The following is a 14,460-nucleotide window of genomic DNA, read 5'->3' on the forward strand; positions in this document are numbered from 1 at the left end:
CGGGGATGTCAACATATCTGGCGTTGACTTTTGGCACGCTGTTGAGTTCTCAAGGAACGGACGCTTCCTTCGGACCGCCTTCCAGCGGACCCTCCAGGCTTCGTTCTTTCGTGTTTCCAGCTTACCAGATGCTTTCCGTTCCGTTTACCGGGGGTTTTTGCATCTGAAATCTGGCGTTAACCGCCGAGTTGCGGCGACTCGCCCAACCATAGCGGGTCGGCAGCCGGAGCGCGAACCGGGGCGCACCCGGGGTCGCTCGGACGGCGGCATGATTTGTTGCTCTCGCGAGCATATACAGCAATGGTCTCGATTCGCCAAGATGCCTGTAGAGTGCGGCGCATCGGCCAGAGGACTAGACCACTAGCGGGCCGGTGAGTCGCCGGCCGGCTAGGTAGGCAAGGGCGGGGTCTTCGCCCGGGAATGTCAGCAGTTGTCCGAAGTTGACATGAATTAGGCTTCAGTTGATCGTCGCGCCGCTCCTCGCGGCCGCTCGCTGTACTGCACTTGGGAGGCACAACCATGACCACTGTGACGTCGCCGCTGACCGGCAAGATCGTGGGGCTCGCGGGCGTGCCCGACCCGGTGTTCTCTGGTGCGATGGTCGGCCCGGGCACCGCGGTCGACCCCGTCCGCGAGCAGACCACGGCGGTCGCTCCGGTGGACGGTGTCGTCGTCTCCATGCACCCGCACGCGTTCGTCGTCGTGGACGCCGAGGGCCACGGTGTGCTGACCCACCTCGGGATCGACACCGTTCAGCTCAACGGCGAGGGCTTCGAACTGCTCGTCAACAAGGGCGACACGGTGACCCGTGGTCAGGCCGTCATCAAGTGGGACCCGGCCGCCGTCGAGGCCGCCGGCAAGTCGCCGATCTCGCCGATCGTGGCACTGGAGGCCACCGCCGACTCGCTCGGCGACCTGCGGGAGGACGGCGAGGCCAAGGCCGGCGAGCAGCTGTTCAGCTGGAGCTGACCCCTTCCTTCCGACACCCGCCCCGGACGAGATGACGGGGCGGCCCCCACACACAGCGGTTCCCGGCGGGGCCGCTCATCTCAGCGGAGACAGTGACATGGAGAAGACGCTGCGCGGCGTGGGCGTGAGCCACGGGGTCGCGATCGGCCAGGTGCGGCACATGGGGACGGCGGTGCTGGAGCCCCCGGCCACCCAGATCCCGACCGAGGACGCCCCGCGCGAGCAGGCCCGCGCCCAGGCCGCCGTCGAGGCGGTCGCCGCCGACCTCGTCGCGCGCGGCAACCTCGCGGGCGGCGAGGCCCAGGCCGTGCTGGAGGCCCAGGCGCTGATGGCGCAGGACCCCGAGCTGATGGCCGACGTGTCCCGCCGGATCGCCGTCGGCAGCAGCGCCGAGCGCGGCGTCTACGACGCGTTCGCGGCCTACCGGGCGCTGCTCGCCTCCGCCGGGGAGTACCTGGCCGGGCGGGTCGCCGACCTGGACGACGTGCGCAACCGGATCGTGGCCCGGCTGCTCGGCGTGCCGATGCCGGGCGTGCCGGACAGCGACGAGCCGTACGTGCTGTTCGCGCGGGACCTGGCGCCGGCCGACACCGCGCTGCTCGACCCGACGCTGGTGCTCGGCTTCGTGACCGAGGAGGGCGGGCCGACCAGCCACAGCGCCATCCTGGCCCGGGCGATGGGCGTGCCCGCCGTCGTGGCGCTGCCCGGCGCGATCGAGGTCGCCGAGGGCACCGTCGTCGCGGTGGACGGCAGCTCCGGTGATGTCCTGCTGGAGCCGTCCCAGGAGAAGCAGGACGAGCTGCGGGCGGCCGCCGCCGCGCGCAAGGCCGCGCTGGCCGCCTCCTCCGGCCCGGGGCAGACCTCGGACGGTCACCGGGTGCCGCTGCTCGCCAACGTGGGCGGCCCGGCCGACGTGCCGGCCGCGCTGGAGAACGGCGCCGAGGGCGTCGGCCTGTTCCGCACCGAGTTCCTGTTCCTGGACGACTCGGCGAAGGCGCCCAGCGCCGAGAAGCAGGGCGAGGCGTACCGCAAGGTGCTGGAGGCCTTCCCCGAGGGCCGGGTCGTGGTCCGGGTGCTGGACGCCGGCGCGGACAAGCCGCTGGACTTCCTGACCCCGGCCGACGAGCCGAACCCGGCGCTGGGCGTGCGCGGTCTGCGCACCCTGCTCGAGCACCCCGAGGTGCTGCGGACCCAGCTCCGGTCGCTGGCCAAGGCGGCCGAGGGCCTGCCGGTGCACCTCGAGGTGATGGCCCCGATGGTGGCCGACCGCAAGGACGCCAAGGACTTCGCGGCCGCGTGCCGGGAGGCCGGGCTGGACGCCAAGTTCGGCGCGATGGTGGAGATCCCGTCGGCCGCGCTGCGCGCCAGGTCGATCCTCCAGGAGGTCGAGTTCCTGTCGCTGGGGACCAACGACCTCGCGCAGTACACCTTCGCGGCCGACCGTCAGGTCGGTGCGCTGGCCCGGCTCCAGGACCCGTGGCAGCCGGCCCTGCTGGACCTGGTCGCCGCGGCGGCCGACGCCGCGCGGGTGAGCGGCAAGAGCTGCGGGGTCTGCGGCGAGGCGGCCGCCGACCCGCTGCTGGCCGTGGTGCTGACCGGTCTGGGCGTCACCAGCCTGTCGATGGGCGCGGCCTCGATCCCCTACGTGCGGACCACGCTCGCCAAGTACACGCTGGCGCAGTGCCGCCGGGCGGCCGAGGCGGCCCGGGCCGCGGACAGCGCCGAGGAGGCGCGGGCCGCCGCGCAGCAGGTGCTCTCCGGCGAGTAGGGCGAGCAGCCGACATAGCGGCATGAGAAGGGGCGCTCCCACCAGGACGGTGGGGCGCCCCTTTCGTGTGCCCCGGGGCCGGTCAGGGCCGGTCAGGCCTGGCGGTCGAGGCGGAGCCGCTCGAAGAAGCGCAGGTGCTCGATGCGGTCGACGGAGCCGGGGTTGACGGCCTGCTCCAGCGGGGTGCCGGAGAGGATGCGCTTGACCGGGACCTCGATCCGCTTGCCGGTGAGGGTGTGCGGGAGGCCGTCGACGGCGATGACCTCGTCGGGCACGTGGCGCGGGGAGAGCTCGGTGCGCAGCGAGGTGCGGATGCGGCCGATCAGGTCGTCGTTCAGCTCCGCACCGGGGGCGAGGACGACGAACAGCGGCATCCAGTAGCCGCCGTCGGGCTCCTCCAGGCCGATGACCAGGGACTCGGCGATCTCGGGGAGGCGCTCGACGACCTCGTAGATGTCCGAGGAGCCCATCCGGACGCCCTGGCGGTTGAGGGTGGAGTCGGAGCGGCCGTGGATCACGACGGTGCCCCGGGAGGTGACGGTGATCCAGTCGCCGTGGCGCCAGACGCCGGGGTACATGTCGAAGTAGCTGTCGTGGTAGCGGGTGCCCTCGGGGTCGTTCCAGAAGCCGGTGGGCATCGAGGGGATGGGCTTGGTGACGACGAGTTCGCCGACGGTGTCGGTGTGCGGGTGGCCCTGGACGTCCCAGGACTCGACGGCCGCGCCGAGGCAGGGGGCCTGGATCTCGCCGAGGTGCACCGGGAGGGTGGGGACGCCGCCGACGAAGCAGGAGCAGACGTCGGTGCCGCCGCTGACGGAGGCGAGCCAGACGTCCTCCTTGACCTCCTGGTAGATCCAGCGGAAGCCGTCCGGCGGGAGCGGGGAGCCGGTGGTGCCGATGCAGCGCACGGCGGAGAGGTCGAGGTCGCGGCCGGGGTGGAGCTCGGCCTTGCGGCTGGCGATCACGTAGGCGGCGGAGGTGCCGAGGACGGTGGCGCCGGTGCGGGCGGCCACGGACCAGAGGGCGCCGGTGTCGGGGTGGCCCGGGCTGCCGTCGTAGGTGACGATCGTGGACCCGACGAGGAGGCCGGCCAGCAGGAAGTTCCACATCATCCAGCCGGTGGAGGTGTACCAGAGGAAGCGGTCCCGGGGGCCGAGGTCGAGGTGGAGGCCGGCCTGCTTGAGGTGTTCGAGCAGGATGCCGCCCTGGCTCTGGACGATGGCCTTGGGCAGGCCGGTGGTGCCGGAGGAGTAGAGGACCCAGAGCGGGTGGTCGAAGGGGACGGGCTCGAAGACCGGCTCCACGTCGTCGGCGACCAGGTCGTCCCAGTGCAGGGCGCCCTCGGGGGCGGGGGCGCCGAGCAGCGGGACGTGCACGACGGTGTGCAGGCTGGGGAGTTCGCGGCGCAGCTCGGCGACGACCTCGGTGCGGTCGTGGTCCTTGCCGCCGTAGTGGTAGCCGTCGATGGCGAAGAGGACGGCGGGCTCGATCTGCTGGAGGCGGTCGAGGACGCTGCGGGCGCCGAAGTCGGGGGCGCAGCTGGTCCAGACCGCGCCGACGGCGGCGGTGGCGAGCAGGGCGACGGCGGCCTGCGGGACGTTGGGCAGGTAGGCGCTGACCCGGTCGCCGGGGCCGATGCCGCGGGCGCGCAGGGCGGCGGCGAGCGAGCCGACCTGGCGGCGGAGCTCGGACCAGGTGAGGACGGCCGGCTGCTCGGTGGTCTCGTCGAGGTGGAGGATCGCGGGGCGGTCGGCGTTGGCCGGGTCGTCGGCGGCGCGCAGGGCGTGCTCGGCGTAGTTGAGGCGGGCGCCGGGGAACCAGCGGGCGCCGGGCATGGCGGCGTCGGCGAGGACGGCTTCGGGGGCCCGGGTGAAGCGGACGTCGAACCACTGGGTGATCGCGGTCCAGAACCGGTCGAGGTCCTCGGTGGACCAGGCGTGCAGGTCCGCGTAGCGCTCGGCGGCCTGCTGGTCGTCGGCGGCCGGGGCGAGCGGGGCGGCCGGGGCGCCGTGGTGTTCGGCGGCCCAGGCCTGGAAGGCCACCAGGGTGGTGGCGGCGGCGCGAGCGGGGTTGGGGCGCCAGAGCGGCTGGTCCTGCGGTGGGGTGCTCACGGTGGTGGTCTCCCGGCCGGTGGTGGGGACGGGAGCGCTCGTGGCAGACCCGTCCGGTTGGGCTGTCGGTGCAGACCATGCCATGTGATCGCCCGCCGCGCCAGGGTCGGCCGGTGGGTCAGCGGGGGGTGAACTCGCCGCTGAACCAGCGGCGCAGGACGCCGTTGTGGAAGTCCCAGACGAGCGGGGTTTCGGCGGTGGCGAGCAGCCAGCCGTCGGTCTCGTCGGTGGGGCGCGAGGGCGGGAGGTCGGCGAGCGGGCGGGCCGGGAGCAGTCCGCAGAGCATCACGAAGCGGCCGTCGGGGTCGGAGGCGGTGTGGATCAGGGTGACCTCCGCCGGGTCGGCGGTGATGCCGGTCTCCTCGTGCAGCTCGCGCACGCAGGCCTGCTGCCAGCTCTCGCCGTAGTCCATGTAGCCGCCGGGGAAGGCGAGTTCGCCGTAGCCGGGCTCGATGGTGCGACGGATGACGACCAGGGCCGGGTCGGCGTCGGGGCGGGTGACGGGGAGAACGGTGATCGCGACGGGCAGCGGGTTGCGGTAGCTGATCTCGGCGCAGCCGGGGCAGGTACGCGGCCAGGCGCGGGTGTCGACCGGGTAGGGCGTACCGCAGAAGTGGCAGTGCGAGAAGGGCCGGTGGGCGGTCTGCTGGGCTTCGTCGGCGGTCGTCGCTTCGTCAGTGGTCATGGCCGGATGGTAGCCCGGTCGGCCGACGGTGCCGCCGGGGGCCGCAGACCCTCAGTGGGAGCCCGCGTCGTCGGCCGTGCTGTCGGTCGCGTCGTCGTCGGCCGTGCCTTCGCGGGCGGGGCGGAGCAGCGCGGGGTGCAGCAGACGGGCGTCGCCGGCGTGGTAGGTGCGGGCGCGGGGGCCGCCGCGGGCTCCGCCGCGCTCGGTGGTGGTGCCGGTGCTCTCGACGAAGCCGGGCACGGACAGCACCTTGCGGTGGAAGTTGCCGGGGTGGAGCTTCTCGTCCCAGACCGCCTCGTAGACGGCGCGGAGGTCGGGGATGGTGAAGTCGTACGGCAGGAAGGCGGTGGCCAGCGGGCTGTACTCGAGTTTGGCGCGCACCCGGTCGAGGCCGTCGGCGAGGATGCGGGCGTGGTCGAAGGCCAGCGTGAGCGGGCCGGGGCCGGTGCGCCCGTCGACGCCACCCCCGTGGGTGTCGGCGGGCACACCGGCGGTTCGGGACCGGCCGCAGGGCCGGAGGTCCAGGTCGGAGACGGGGTGCCAGGCGGCGGCCGCGGCGTCCGTTCCGGCCTGGGGGTCGGGCAGGTCTGGGGCGAAGGCGAGGTAGGCGACCGAGACGACGTGCATCCGCGGATCCCGCTCGGGGGTGCCGTAGGTGCCGAGTTGCTCCAGGTGGAGGCGGCAGAGCCTGGTCTCGGCTTCGGAGGCGCTCTGCAGGCCCGTCTCCTCGGCGAGCTCGCGGGCGGCGGCCTCGTCCAGGCCCTCCTCGCCAGCGCGCAGGAAGCCACCGGGCAGCGCCCAGCAGCCCTGGTAGGGCGGGGCGCCGCGTTCGACGAGCAGGACGTGCAGGCCGCCGTGGCGCAAGGTCAGGGCGACCACGTCCACGGTGACGGCGACCGGGGTGTAGGCGCGCGGGTCGTACGCGGCGAGCCACTCCTCCTCGGCTCGGGGCCCGGTGGGGGGCGGCTGGTCGTCCGCTGCCATCGCCGGGCTCCTTTCCGTCGTCGCCGGTGCCACCGGGCCTGCCGTGCCGGTGCTGGATCGTCGTCCGAGGTCTGTTCCGGCCGTTGTGATCAGGCCGTTCTTCTCGGGCTGAGCACAACGTAGCGAGTGCGTTCCCCGGCGGCAAATGGTTTTCCTGCCCGGCGGGGGTCTCCGCCTCTAGGCTGTGACCAGGAACTCTGCCCGAGGAGGACGCCATGCCCACTGCTCCCCCGCCGGACTTCGCCGCCGCGCTGGCCGCCGGTCCGCTGGTGCTCGACGGAGGGATGTCGAACCAGTTGGCGGCGGCCGGGCACGACCTCTCGGACGGGCTCTGGTCGGCGCGGCTGCTGGCGGACGACCCGCAGGCGGTGGTGGCGGCGCACCGGGCGTACTTCGCGGCGGGCGCCGACGTCGCGATAACCGCGAGCTACCAGGCGAGCTTCGAGGGCTTCGCGCGCCGCGGGGTCGGCCGGGCGCAGGCCGCCCGGCTGCTGGCGAGCAGCGTGGAGCTGGCCCGGGAGGCGGCGCGCCCGGAGCCGGGCGGGCGGCGGCGCTGGGTGGCGGCCTCGGTGGGCCCGTACGGGGCGGTGCTGGCGGACGGCTCGGAGTACCGGGGCCGGTACGGGCTGGGCGTCGCGGAGCTGGCGGACTTCCACCGGCCGCGGTTGGAGGTGCTGGCGGCGGCCCGGCCGGACGTGCTGGCGCTGGAGACGGTGCCGGACGTGGACGAGGCGCGGGCGCTGCTGGGGCTGGTGCGCGGGCTTGGGGTGCCGGCCTGGCTGTCGTACAGCATCGAGGGCGACCGGACCAGGGCCGGACAGCCGCTGGCGGAGGCGTTCGCGCTGGCCGCCGACGTGGACGAGGTGGTCGCGGTGGGCGTCAACTGCTGCACGCCGCAGGACGCGGACCGGGCGGTGGCGGTGGCCGCCGAGGTGACCGGGAAGCCGGTGGTGGTCTACCCGAACAGCGGGGAGAGCTGGGACGCCGGCCGCCGGGGCTGGCGCGGCGAGCCGACCTTCCGCTCGGCCCGGGTGGGCGGCTGGCTCGCGGACGGCGCGCGGCTGGTGGGCGGCTGCTGCCGGGTCGGGACGGACGGGATCGCGGCGCTGGCGGCGGAGGTGACGGTGCTGCGGGCGCAGTGCGCGGAGGCGGTGGGCTGACCTCGCGGGCGGGGTGAGGCCCGGCGCGGGGCGGTGAGGACCGGCGCGGGGCGGTGAGGACCGGCGCGGGGTCACGTGTGCACGCCCCGGCCCGGACCTGGGCGCACGGCAGGTGAACACGGGGTCGAGGGCGGGTTACCCGGGGGGAAGGTGCACGGAGTCAGGGCGGCCTGGCAGACTCGTCCCGTCACCACTGTGGTCGACAATGTCGACCGCCTGTCAGCGCGGAGGTTCCCATGCCCGGCCCGATCCAGTCGCTTTCCCGGGCCGCCGCGATCATGCGCCTGCTGGCCGGCGGCGAGCGCCGGCTCGGCCTGTCCGAGGTCTCGACGGCACTGGACCTGGCCAAGGGCACGGCGCACGGCATCCTGCGCACGCTGCAGCAGGAGGGGTTCGTCGAGCAGGACCCGGAGACCGGCAAGTACCAGCTGGGCGCCGAGCTGCTGCGGCTGGGCCAGAGCTACCTGGACGTGCACGAGCTGCGGGCGCGGGCGCTGGTGTGGGCGGACGACCTGGCCCGGGCGGCCGGGGAGACGGTCTACCTGGGCGTGCTGCACCAGCAGGGCGTGCTGATCGTGCACCACGTGTTCCGGCCGGACGACACCCGGCAAGTGCTGGAGGTGGGCTCCATGCAGCCGCTGCACAGCACCGCCCTGGGCAAGGTGCTGGTGTCCTACGACCCGGTCGCGCGCGGCGAGTTGGGCGACGGCCCGTACGAGTCGTACACCGTGCGGACGCTGACCGAGGCGGCCGACGTGGACGCCGAGTGCGCGCTGGTCCGGGAGCGCGGCTGGGCGGACTCGATCGAGGAGACCTGGGAGGGCGTGGCCTCGATCGGCGCGCTGATCCAGGACCGGCGGCGCAACCCGGTGGGCGCGGTCTGCATCAGCGGGGCGGTCGAGCGGGTCTGCGAGGACGGCTTCGTGAAGCCCTCGCTGGTGGCCTCGGTGCGCAGCGCGGCGCGGGCGATCTCCCGCGACCTGGGCGCCGGGCGGTTCTGAGCACATCCACGGGCGGCTCGCGGAGGGCCGTCGATTCGTCACGCTGAGGCGCGGACGGGCGGAGGCCTGTCCGCGCCTCTGGCGTTTTGTCCTGTTTCGGGGCGCTCCGCTCGGTAACGTCGACGGACCTGTCGGGGTCAGGGTCACAGCTCCGTAACCCTGCCTTGACGTGGGGGCGACCTGGGGAGGAAGCTTCCGCATGACGGTCGACATTGTCGAACGATGGCCGGAGAGATCACTCCCACAGTGCGCTCACCCGCACAACGATCGACCGGCCGCCTGCCCCCACCCACCCTCCGGGCCATATGGACAAGGGAGTCTTTGTGTCCGCGTTCTCCAACGGCGACGTCTTCGTCGGCGAAACCCTCGGCACCGCCGCCCTGATACTTCTCGGCGGTGGCGTCTGCGCCGCCGTGACCCTCAAGAAGTCGAAGGCCGTCAACGCCGGCTGGCTGGCGATCACCTTCGGCTGGGGATTCGCGGTCCTCATCGCCGCCTACATGTCGGCCCCGAAGTCCGGTGCCCACCTCAACCCGGCCGTCACCATCGCCCTCGCGGTCAAGAGCGGCGAGTGGAGCCAGGTGCCGCTCTACCTCGGCTCCCAGCTGCTCGGCGCGATCATCGGCGCCGTCCTGGTCTGGGCCACCTACCTGGGCCAGTTCAACGCGAACAAGGAGCCCACCCTCGGCATCTTCTCGACCGGCCCCGAGATCCGGAACCCGGTCCAGAACGTGATCACCGAGGTCATCGGCACCTTCGTGCTCTGCTTCGCGATCCTCACCATCGGCACCAACAGCGGCCTCTCCCAGTCCGGCACCGGCACCCTGATGGTCGCCTTCACCGTCGTCGGCATCGGCCTCTCGCTGGGCGGCCCGACCGGCTACGCGATCAACCCGGCCCGTGACCTCGGCCCGCGCATCGCGCACGCCCTGCTGCCGATCCCGAACAAGGGCGGCTCCGACTGGTCGTACGCCTGGATCCCGGTCGTCGGCCCGATCCTGGGCGGACTCGCGGCCGGCGGCCTCTACAACGCCATCTTCTAAAGGACGGGTTCGACCCCGCCGCACACGGGGACTGACCGACCGACGCGTCAGGCCCACCCACCCCGTAACCCCCGAACCCGAGCCGAGGACCCTCCCCATGACCTCCACCGGTAACTACATCGCCGCGATCGACCAGGGCACCACCTCCAGCCGCTGCATCATCTTCGGCGCCGACGGCCGGATCGTCGCCGTCGACCAGCAGGAGCACCGGCAGATCTTCCCCCAGCCCGGCTACGTCGAGCACGACGCCGCCGAGATCTGGACCCGGGTGCAGTCGGTCGTCCGCGGCGCGCTGGAGAAGGCCGGCCTGACCAAGGACGACATCCGCGCGATCGGCATCACCAACCAGCGCGAGACCACCGTCCTGTGGGACAAGAACACCGGCGAGCCCGTGCACAACGCGCTGGTGTGGCAGGACACCCGCACCGAGGGCCTCTGCCGCGAGCTGGGCCGCAACGTCGGCCAGGACCGCTTCCGCCGCGAGACCGGCCTCCCGCTGGCCAGCTACTTCGCCGGCCCGAAGATCCGCTGGCTGCTGGACAACGTCGAGGGCCTGCGCGAGCGCGCCGAGGCCGGCGACATCCTGTTCGGCACCATGGACACCTGGGTGATCTGGAACCTCACCGGCGGTGTCGACGGCGGCAAGCACGTCACGGACGTCACCAACGCCAGCCGCACCATGCTGATGAACCTGCACACCCTGCAGTGGGACGACAAGATCGCCGAGTCGATGGGCGTCCCGATGTCCGTCCTGCCGGAGATCCGCTCCTCCGCCGAGGTGTACGGCGAGGCCGTCGGCGACCTGGCCGGCGTCCCGGTCGCCTCCGCGCTCGGCGACCAGCAGGCCGCGCTGTTCGGCCAGACCTGCTTCGACGAGGGCGAGGCCAAGTCCACCTACGGCACCGGCACCTTCCTCCTGCTGAACACCGGCGAGAAGATCGTCAACTCGTACCACGGCCTGCTGACCACCGTCGGCTACCGGATCGGCGACCAGGCCCCGGTGTACGCCCTGGAAGGCTCGATCGCCGTCACCGGCTCGCTCGTCCAGTGGCTGCGCGACCAGCTCGGCATCATCTCGACCGCCGCCGAGATCGAGACCCTCGCCAACACCGTCGAGGACAACGGCGGCGCCTACTTCGTCCCGGCCTTCTCCGGCCTGTTCGCCCCGTACTGGCGCTCCGACGCCCGCGGTGTGATCGCCGGTCTGACCCGGTACGTCACCAAGGGCCACCTGGCCCGGGCCGTCCTGGAGGCCACCGCCTGGCAGACCCGCGAGGTCGTCGACGCCATGCAGAAGGACTCCGGGGTCGAGCTCACCGCCCTCAAGGTCGACGGCGGCATGACCAGCAACAACCTGCTCATGCAGAACATCGCCGACGTCCTGGACGCCCCGGTCGAGCGGCCCTACGTGGCCGAGACCACCGCCCTCGGCGCCGCCTACGCGGCCGGACTCGCCGTCGGCTTCTGGAACGACCTCGACACCCTGCGGGCCAACTGGCACCGCGCCGCCGAGTGGACCCCCCGCATGGACGAGGCCACCCGGGAGCGTGAGTACAAGAAGTGGCTCAAGGCCGTGGAGCGCACCATGGGCTGGGTGGAGGAAGAAGAGAACAACTGACCGACAGCCGGTCGGGGCCCCGTGCCCCGACCGGCCGCCCGCCGTTCCGGCAGCGGGTGTCACCGCGTTTCACCGGCCCGCCGCACCGGGCCGACCGGCCTCTCCCGCAGAGGCCGCACCGCACACGAGAGGAGTAACGGCGCCGCCCGACCCGCGCGCCGTACACAACCACCATGGCAACCATCCCGACCCTGGGCGCCGAGCGCACCGCCGGCCACACCGCCTCCCGCGCCGAGACCCGCGAACTGCTCGGCAAGGCCACCTACGACCTGCTGGTGATCGGGGGCGGCATCCTCGGCACGGCCGTCGCCTGGACCGCGTCCCAGGCCGGCCTGAAGGTCGCCATGGTCGACGCCGGCGACTTCGCCGGTGCCACCTCCAGCGCCTCCTCCAAGCTCGTCCACGGCGGTCTGCGCTACCTGCAGACCGGCGCGGTCAAGCTGGTCGCGGAGAACCACAAGGAGCGCCGCGCGCTCTCCACCGACGTGGCCCCGCACCTGGTCAACCCGCTGACCTTCTTCGTGCCCGTCTACAAGGGCGGCCCGCACGGCGCCGCCAAGCTCGGCGCCGGCGTCTTCCTGTACTCGGCGCTGTCCGCCTTCCGCGACGGCATGGGCCGGGTCTCCACCGCCGCGCACGCCGCCCAGCAGGTGCCCGCGCTGCGCACCGAGGGCCTGCGCTCGGTGGCCGTCTACGGCGACCACCAGATGAACGACTCGCGCGTCGCCGTGATGACCGTGCGCGCCGCCGTCGACGCCGGCGCCGTGGTGCTCAACCACGCCGAGGTCACCGGCCTGCGCTTCACCGGCGGCCGGGTCACCGGCGCCGAGCTGCGCGACCGCCTGGACGGCAGCGAGTTCGGCATCGACGCCCGCCTGGTGCTGAACGCCACCGGCCCGTGGGTGGACCACCTGCGCAAGATGGAGGACGCGGGCGCCGCGCCGTCGATCCGCCTCTCCAAGGGCGCCCACGTGGTCGTCAAGCGCCGGGCGCCGTGGCGCGCCGCGCTGACCATCCCGATCGACAAGTACCGCGTCTCCTTCGCCATCCCGTGGGAGGACCACGTCCTGCTCGGCACCACCGACGAGGAGTACACCGGCGACCCGAAGGACGTCCGGGCCACCGAGGCGGACATCGACCAGATCATGGGCGAGGCCGCGCACGCGATCCGCGACGAGCACCTCGACCGCGACCTGATCACCTACTCCTTCGCCGGCCTGCGGGTGCTCCCGGGCGGCCCGGGCGACACCGCCGCCGCCAAGCGCGAGACGGTCGTCACCGAGGGCCGCGGCGGCATGCTGTCGGTCTCCGGCGGCAAGTGGACCACCTACCGGCACATCGGCCGCACCGTGCTGGAGAAGCTGGCCCACGTGCCCGGCACCAGCCTCGGCGAGGACATGTCCCCGATCGCCCCGACCGTCCCGCTGCCGGGCGTCGGCGCGCCGAACGCGGTGGCGCACCGCCTGCTGATCGACCGCGACCCGGGCTCGCGGATGGAGCCGCTGGTGGCCAAGCACCTGGCCAGCCACTACGGCACCCTGTCCTTCGACATCGCCCGCATGATCGACGAGAACCCGGAGCTCGGCCGGCCGATCCACGAGGACGGTCCGGACGTCTGGGCGCAGGTCGCGTACGCGGCGGACAACGAGTGGGCGTACACCACGGACGACGTGCTGCGCCGCCGCACCACCATGACGGTGCGCGGTCTGGACACGCCGGAGATCCGGGCCGAGGTCGAGGCCTTCCTCGCGAAGCGCGGCACCAAGTAGGCACGGCCGGGCGAAGCGCGGTAGCGCGCGGGTCCTCCGCGGCGGGCGGGCGTTCGGGGTCTTCCCCGGGCGCCCGCCCGCCGTTTCGCCGTACGGCCGTTTCGCCGTACGGCCGTTCGGCCGGGCCGTCAGACCGGGACGCCGGCCTTGACCACCCGCTTCGGGTGGAGGTCGGACCGGGTGAGGACGGTGAGGTCGGCGAGCGGGTCGCCGTCGAGCACCAGCAGGTCCGCGTGGGCGCCCGGGGCGAGGGTGCCGATCTCCCCCGCCATGCCGAGCAGCCGGGCCGCCGTGGTGGTCGCCGAGCGCAGCACGTCCGCGACCGGCTGGACCCGGGCGCGCAGCGTGAACTCCTCCAGCTGGGCCGGGTGCAGCGGTCCGAGCAGGTCACTGCCGTAGACCAGGTCGACGCCCGCGCGGTGGGCGCGTTCCAAGGCCTCCAGGCCCCGGTCGCGGACCTCGGCGAGCTTGCCCAGCGAGGCGGCCGGCAGGCCGGAGGCGGCACCGAGCCTGGCGGTCTCCTCATAGGCGACCAGGGTGGGCACCAGGAAGGCGTCCTTCTCCAGCAGCAGGGCGATCGTGCCGTCGTCCAGCAGGTTGCCGTGCTCGACGCAGCGCACGCCGGCCCGCAGGGCACGGTCGATCGCGCGCGGGTGGTAGGCGTGCACGGTGACGTAGCGGTTGTGGTTCTCGGCCTCCTCGACGACCGCGCGGATCTCCTCCTCGCTGTACTGGACGGCGCCGATCTCGTCGTGCGGGGAGGCGACGCCGCCGGAGAGCAGCACCTTGAGGTGGTGGGCGCCCTTGCGGAACTCGTCCCGGGCGGCGGTGCGCACCGCGTCCACGCCGTCGGCGATCCGGGCGAAGTTCGGGCGGGACTCGCAGCAGGGCAGCACGTCCTCGCCGAGCGGGCGCAGGTCGCCGTGGCCGCCGGTCTGGGACAGCGCCTTGCCGCCGTGCAGCAGCCGCGGGCCGGGTACCAGGCCCTCGTCCAGGGCCCGGGCCATCCCGTGGTCGGCGCCCCCGACGTCGCGGACGGTGGTGAAGCCGCGGCGCAGCATCCGCTCGGCCTCGGCGAGGGCGCGCACGGTGGCGTAGCCGGCAGTCCAGTTCGCGAAGTCGGGCAGGTCGAGCGAGGTGATCAGCAGGTGGACGTGGGCGTCGATCAGGCCGGGCAGCACGGTGCCGCCGGCCGCGTCGAGGACCCGGACGTCCTCGCCGGCGGCGGGCGGGCGGCCGGTGCCGGTGGCGGCGATCCGGCCGTCGGCGGCCTCCAGCCAGCCGAGGTCGGTGCGGGTGCCGTCCTCGGGGTGGAGCAGGTGGGCGTTGGTGATCAGCAGTCGACTCACGGA

Annotated in this window: 11 protein-coding genes; 7 read left to right on the plus strand and 4 right to left on the minus strand. The window is 73.3% G+C overall.

The window, feature by feature from the left end; translation table 11 throughout:
• Positions 1–519 precede the first annotated feature (519 nt).
• The gene (locus tag ACWDD9_RS35945) at positions 520–969 is read left to right on the plus strand and encodes a PTS sugar transporter subunit IIA (protein ID WP_049657699.1); all 450 of its coding nucleotides are present in this window, start codon (positions 520–522) and stop codon (positions 967–969) included.
• 97 nt (positions 970–1,066) lie between these two features.
• Complete coding sequence (gene ptsP, locus ACWDD9_RS35950) at positions 1,067–2,737, plus strand: phosphoenolpyruvate--protein phosphotransferase (RefSeq protein ID WP_449813930.1); 1,671 nt, start codon at positions 1,067–1,069, stop codon at positions 2,735–2,737.
• 92 nt (positions 2,738–2,829) lie between these two features.
• Here the strand turns inward: ptsP and ACWDD9_RS35955 are convergent, their stop codons facing one another.
• The 3 genes from ACWDD9_RS35955 to ACWDD9_RS35965 all read right to left on the minus strand — a co-directional run bounded on the left by ACWDD9_RS35955 (position 2,830) and on the right by ACWDD9_RS35965 (position 6,517).
• Entirely contained in the window at positions 2,830–4,848 is a 2,019-nt protein-coding gene (locus ACWDD9_RS35955; protein ID WP_074006346.1) for an acetoacetate--CoA ligase, read from the minus strand.
• A gap of 118 nt (positions 4,849–4,966) precedes the next feature.
• Entirely contained in the window at positions 4,967–5,533 is a 567-nt protein-coding gene (locus tag ACWDD9_RS35960; protein ID WP_117492414.1) for an NUDIX domain-containing protein, read from the minus strand.
• A 51-nt stretch (positions 5,534–5,584) separates the two neighbouring features.
• Positions 5,585–6,517, minus strand: coding sequence for an NUDIX hydrolase (locus ACWDD9_RS35965; RefSeq protein ID WP_449813931.1), 933 nt, complete (start codon positions 6,515–6,517; stop codon positions 5,585–5,587).
• Between the two features lie 215 nt (positions 6,518–6,732).
• Here ACWDD9_RS35965 and mmuM point away from each other — a divergent pair, with 215 nt between their 5' ends.
• From mmuM to ACWDD9_RS35990, 5 genes are all read left to right on the plus strand, one after another.
• Positions 6,733–7,677 carry a homocysteine S-methyltransferase gene (gene mmuM, locus ACWDD9_RS35970; protein WP_074006349.1) on the plus strand — a complete coding sequence of 315 codons (945 nt, stop codon included), beginning with the start codon at positions 6,733–6,735 and terminating at the stop codon, positions 7,675–7,677.
• 236 nt (positions 7,678–7,913) lie between these two features.
• Entirely contained in the window at positions 7,914–8,678 is a 765-nt protein-coding gene (locus tag ACWDD9_RS35975; RefSeq protein ID WP_049657378.1) for an IclR family transcriptional regulator, read from the plus strand.
• A 323-nt stretch (positions 8,679–9,001) separates the two neighbouring features.
• Entirely contained in the window at positions 9,002–9,721 is a 720-nt protein-coding gene (locus ACWDD9_RS35980; RefSeq protein ID WP_234348595.1) for an MIP/aquaporin family protein, read from the plus strand.
• Positions 9,722–9,818: 97 nt separating this feature from the next.
• Positions 9,819–11,339 (plus strand): glycerol kinase GlpK, encoded by a 1,521-nt coding sequence (gene glpK / locus ACWDD9_RS35985; RefSeq protein WP_049657375.1) that lies wholly within the window; start codon positions 9,819–9,821, stop codon positions 11,337–11,339.
• Between the two features lie 173 nt (positions 11,340–11,512).
• Positions 11,513–13,108, plus strand: a complete 1,596-nt coding sequence (locus ACWDD9_RS35990) for a glycerol-3-phosphate dehydrogenase/oxidase (RefSeq protein ID WP_049657374.1) — start codon at positions 11,513–11,515, stop codon at positions 13,106–13,108.
• Positions 13,109–13,236: 128 nt separating this feature from the next.
• On the opposite strand, the gene ACWDD9_RS35995 is transcribed toward ACWDD9_RS35990, so the two are convergent.
• The gene (locus ACWDD9_RS35995) at positions 13,237–14,457 is read right to left on the minus strand and encodes a metal-dependent hydrolase family protein (protein WP_049657372.1); all 1,221 of its coding nucleotides are present in this window, start codon (positions 14,455–14,457) and stop codon (positions 13,237–13,239) included.
• Between the last annotated feature and the right edge of the window lie 3 nt (positions 14,458–14,460).

The sequence above is a fragment of the Kitasatospora sp. NPDC001119 genome, from assembly GCF_053598475.1.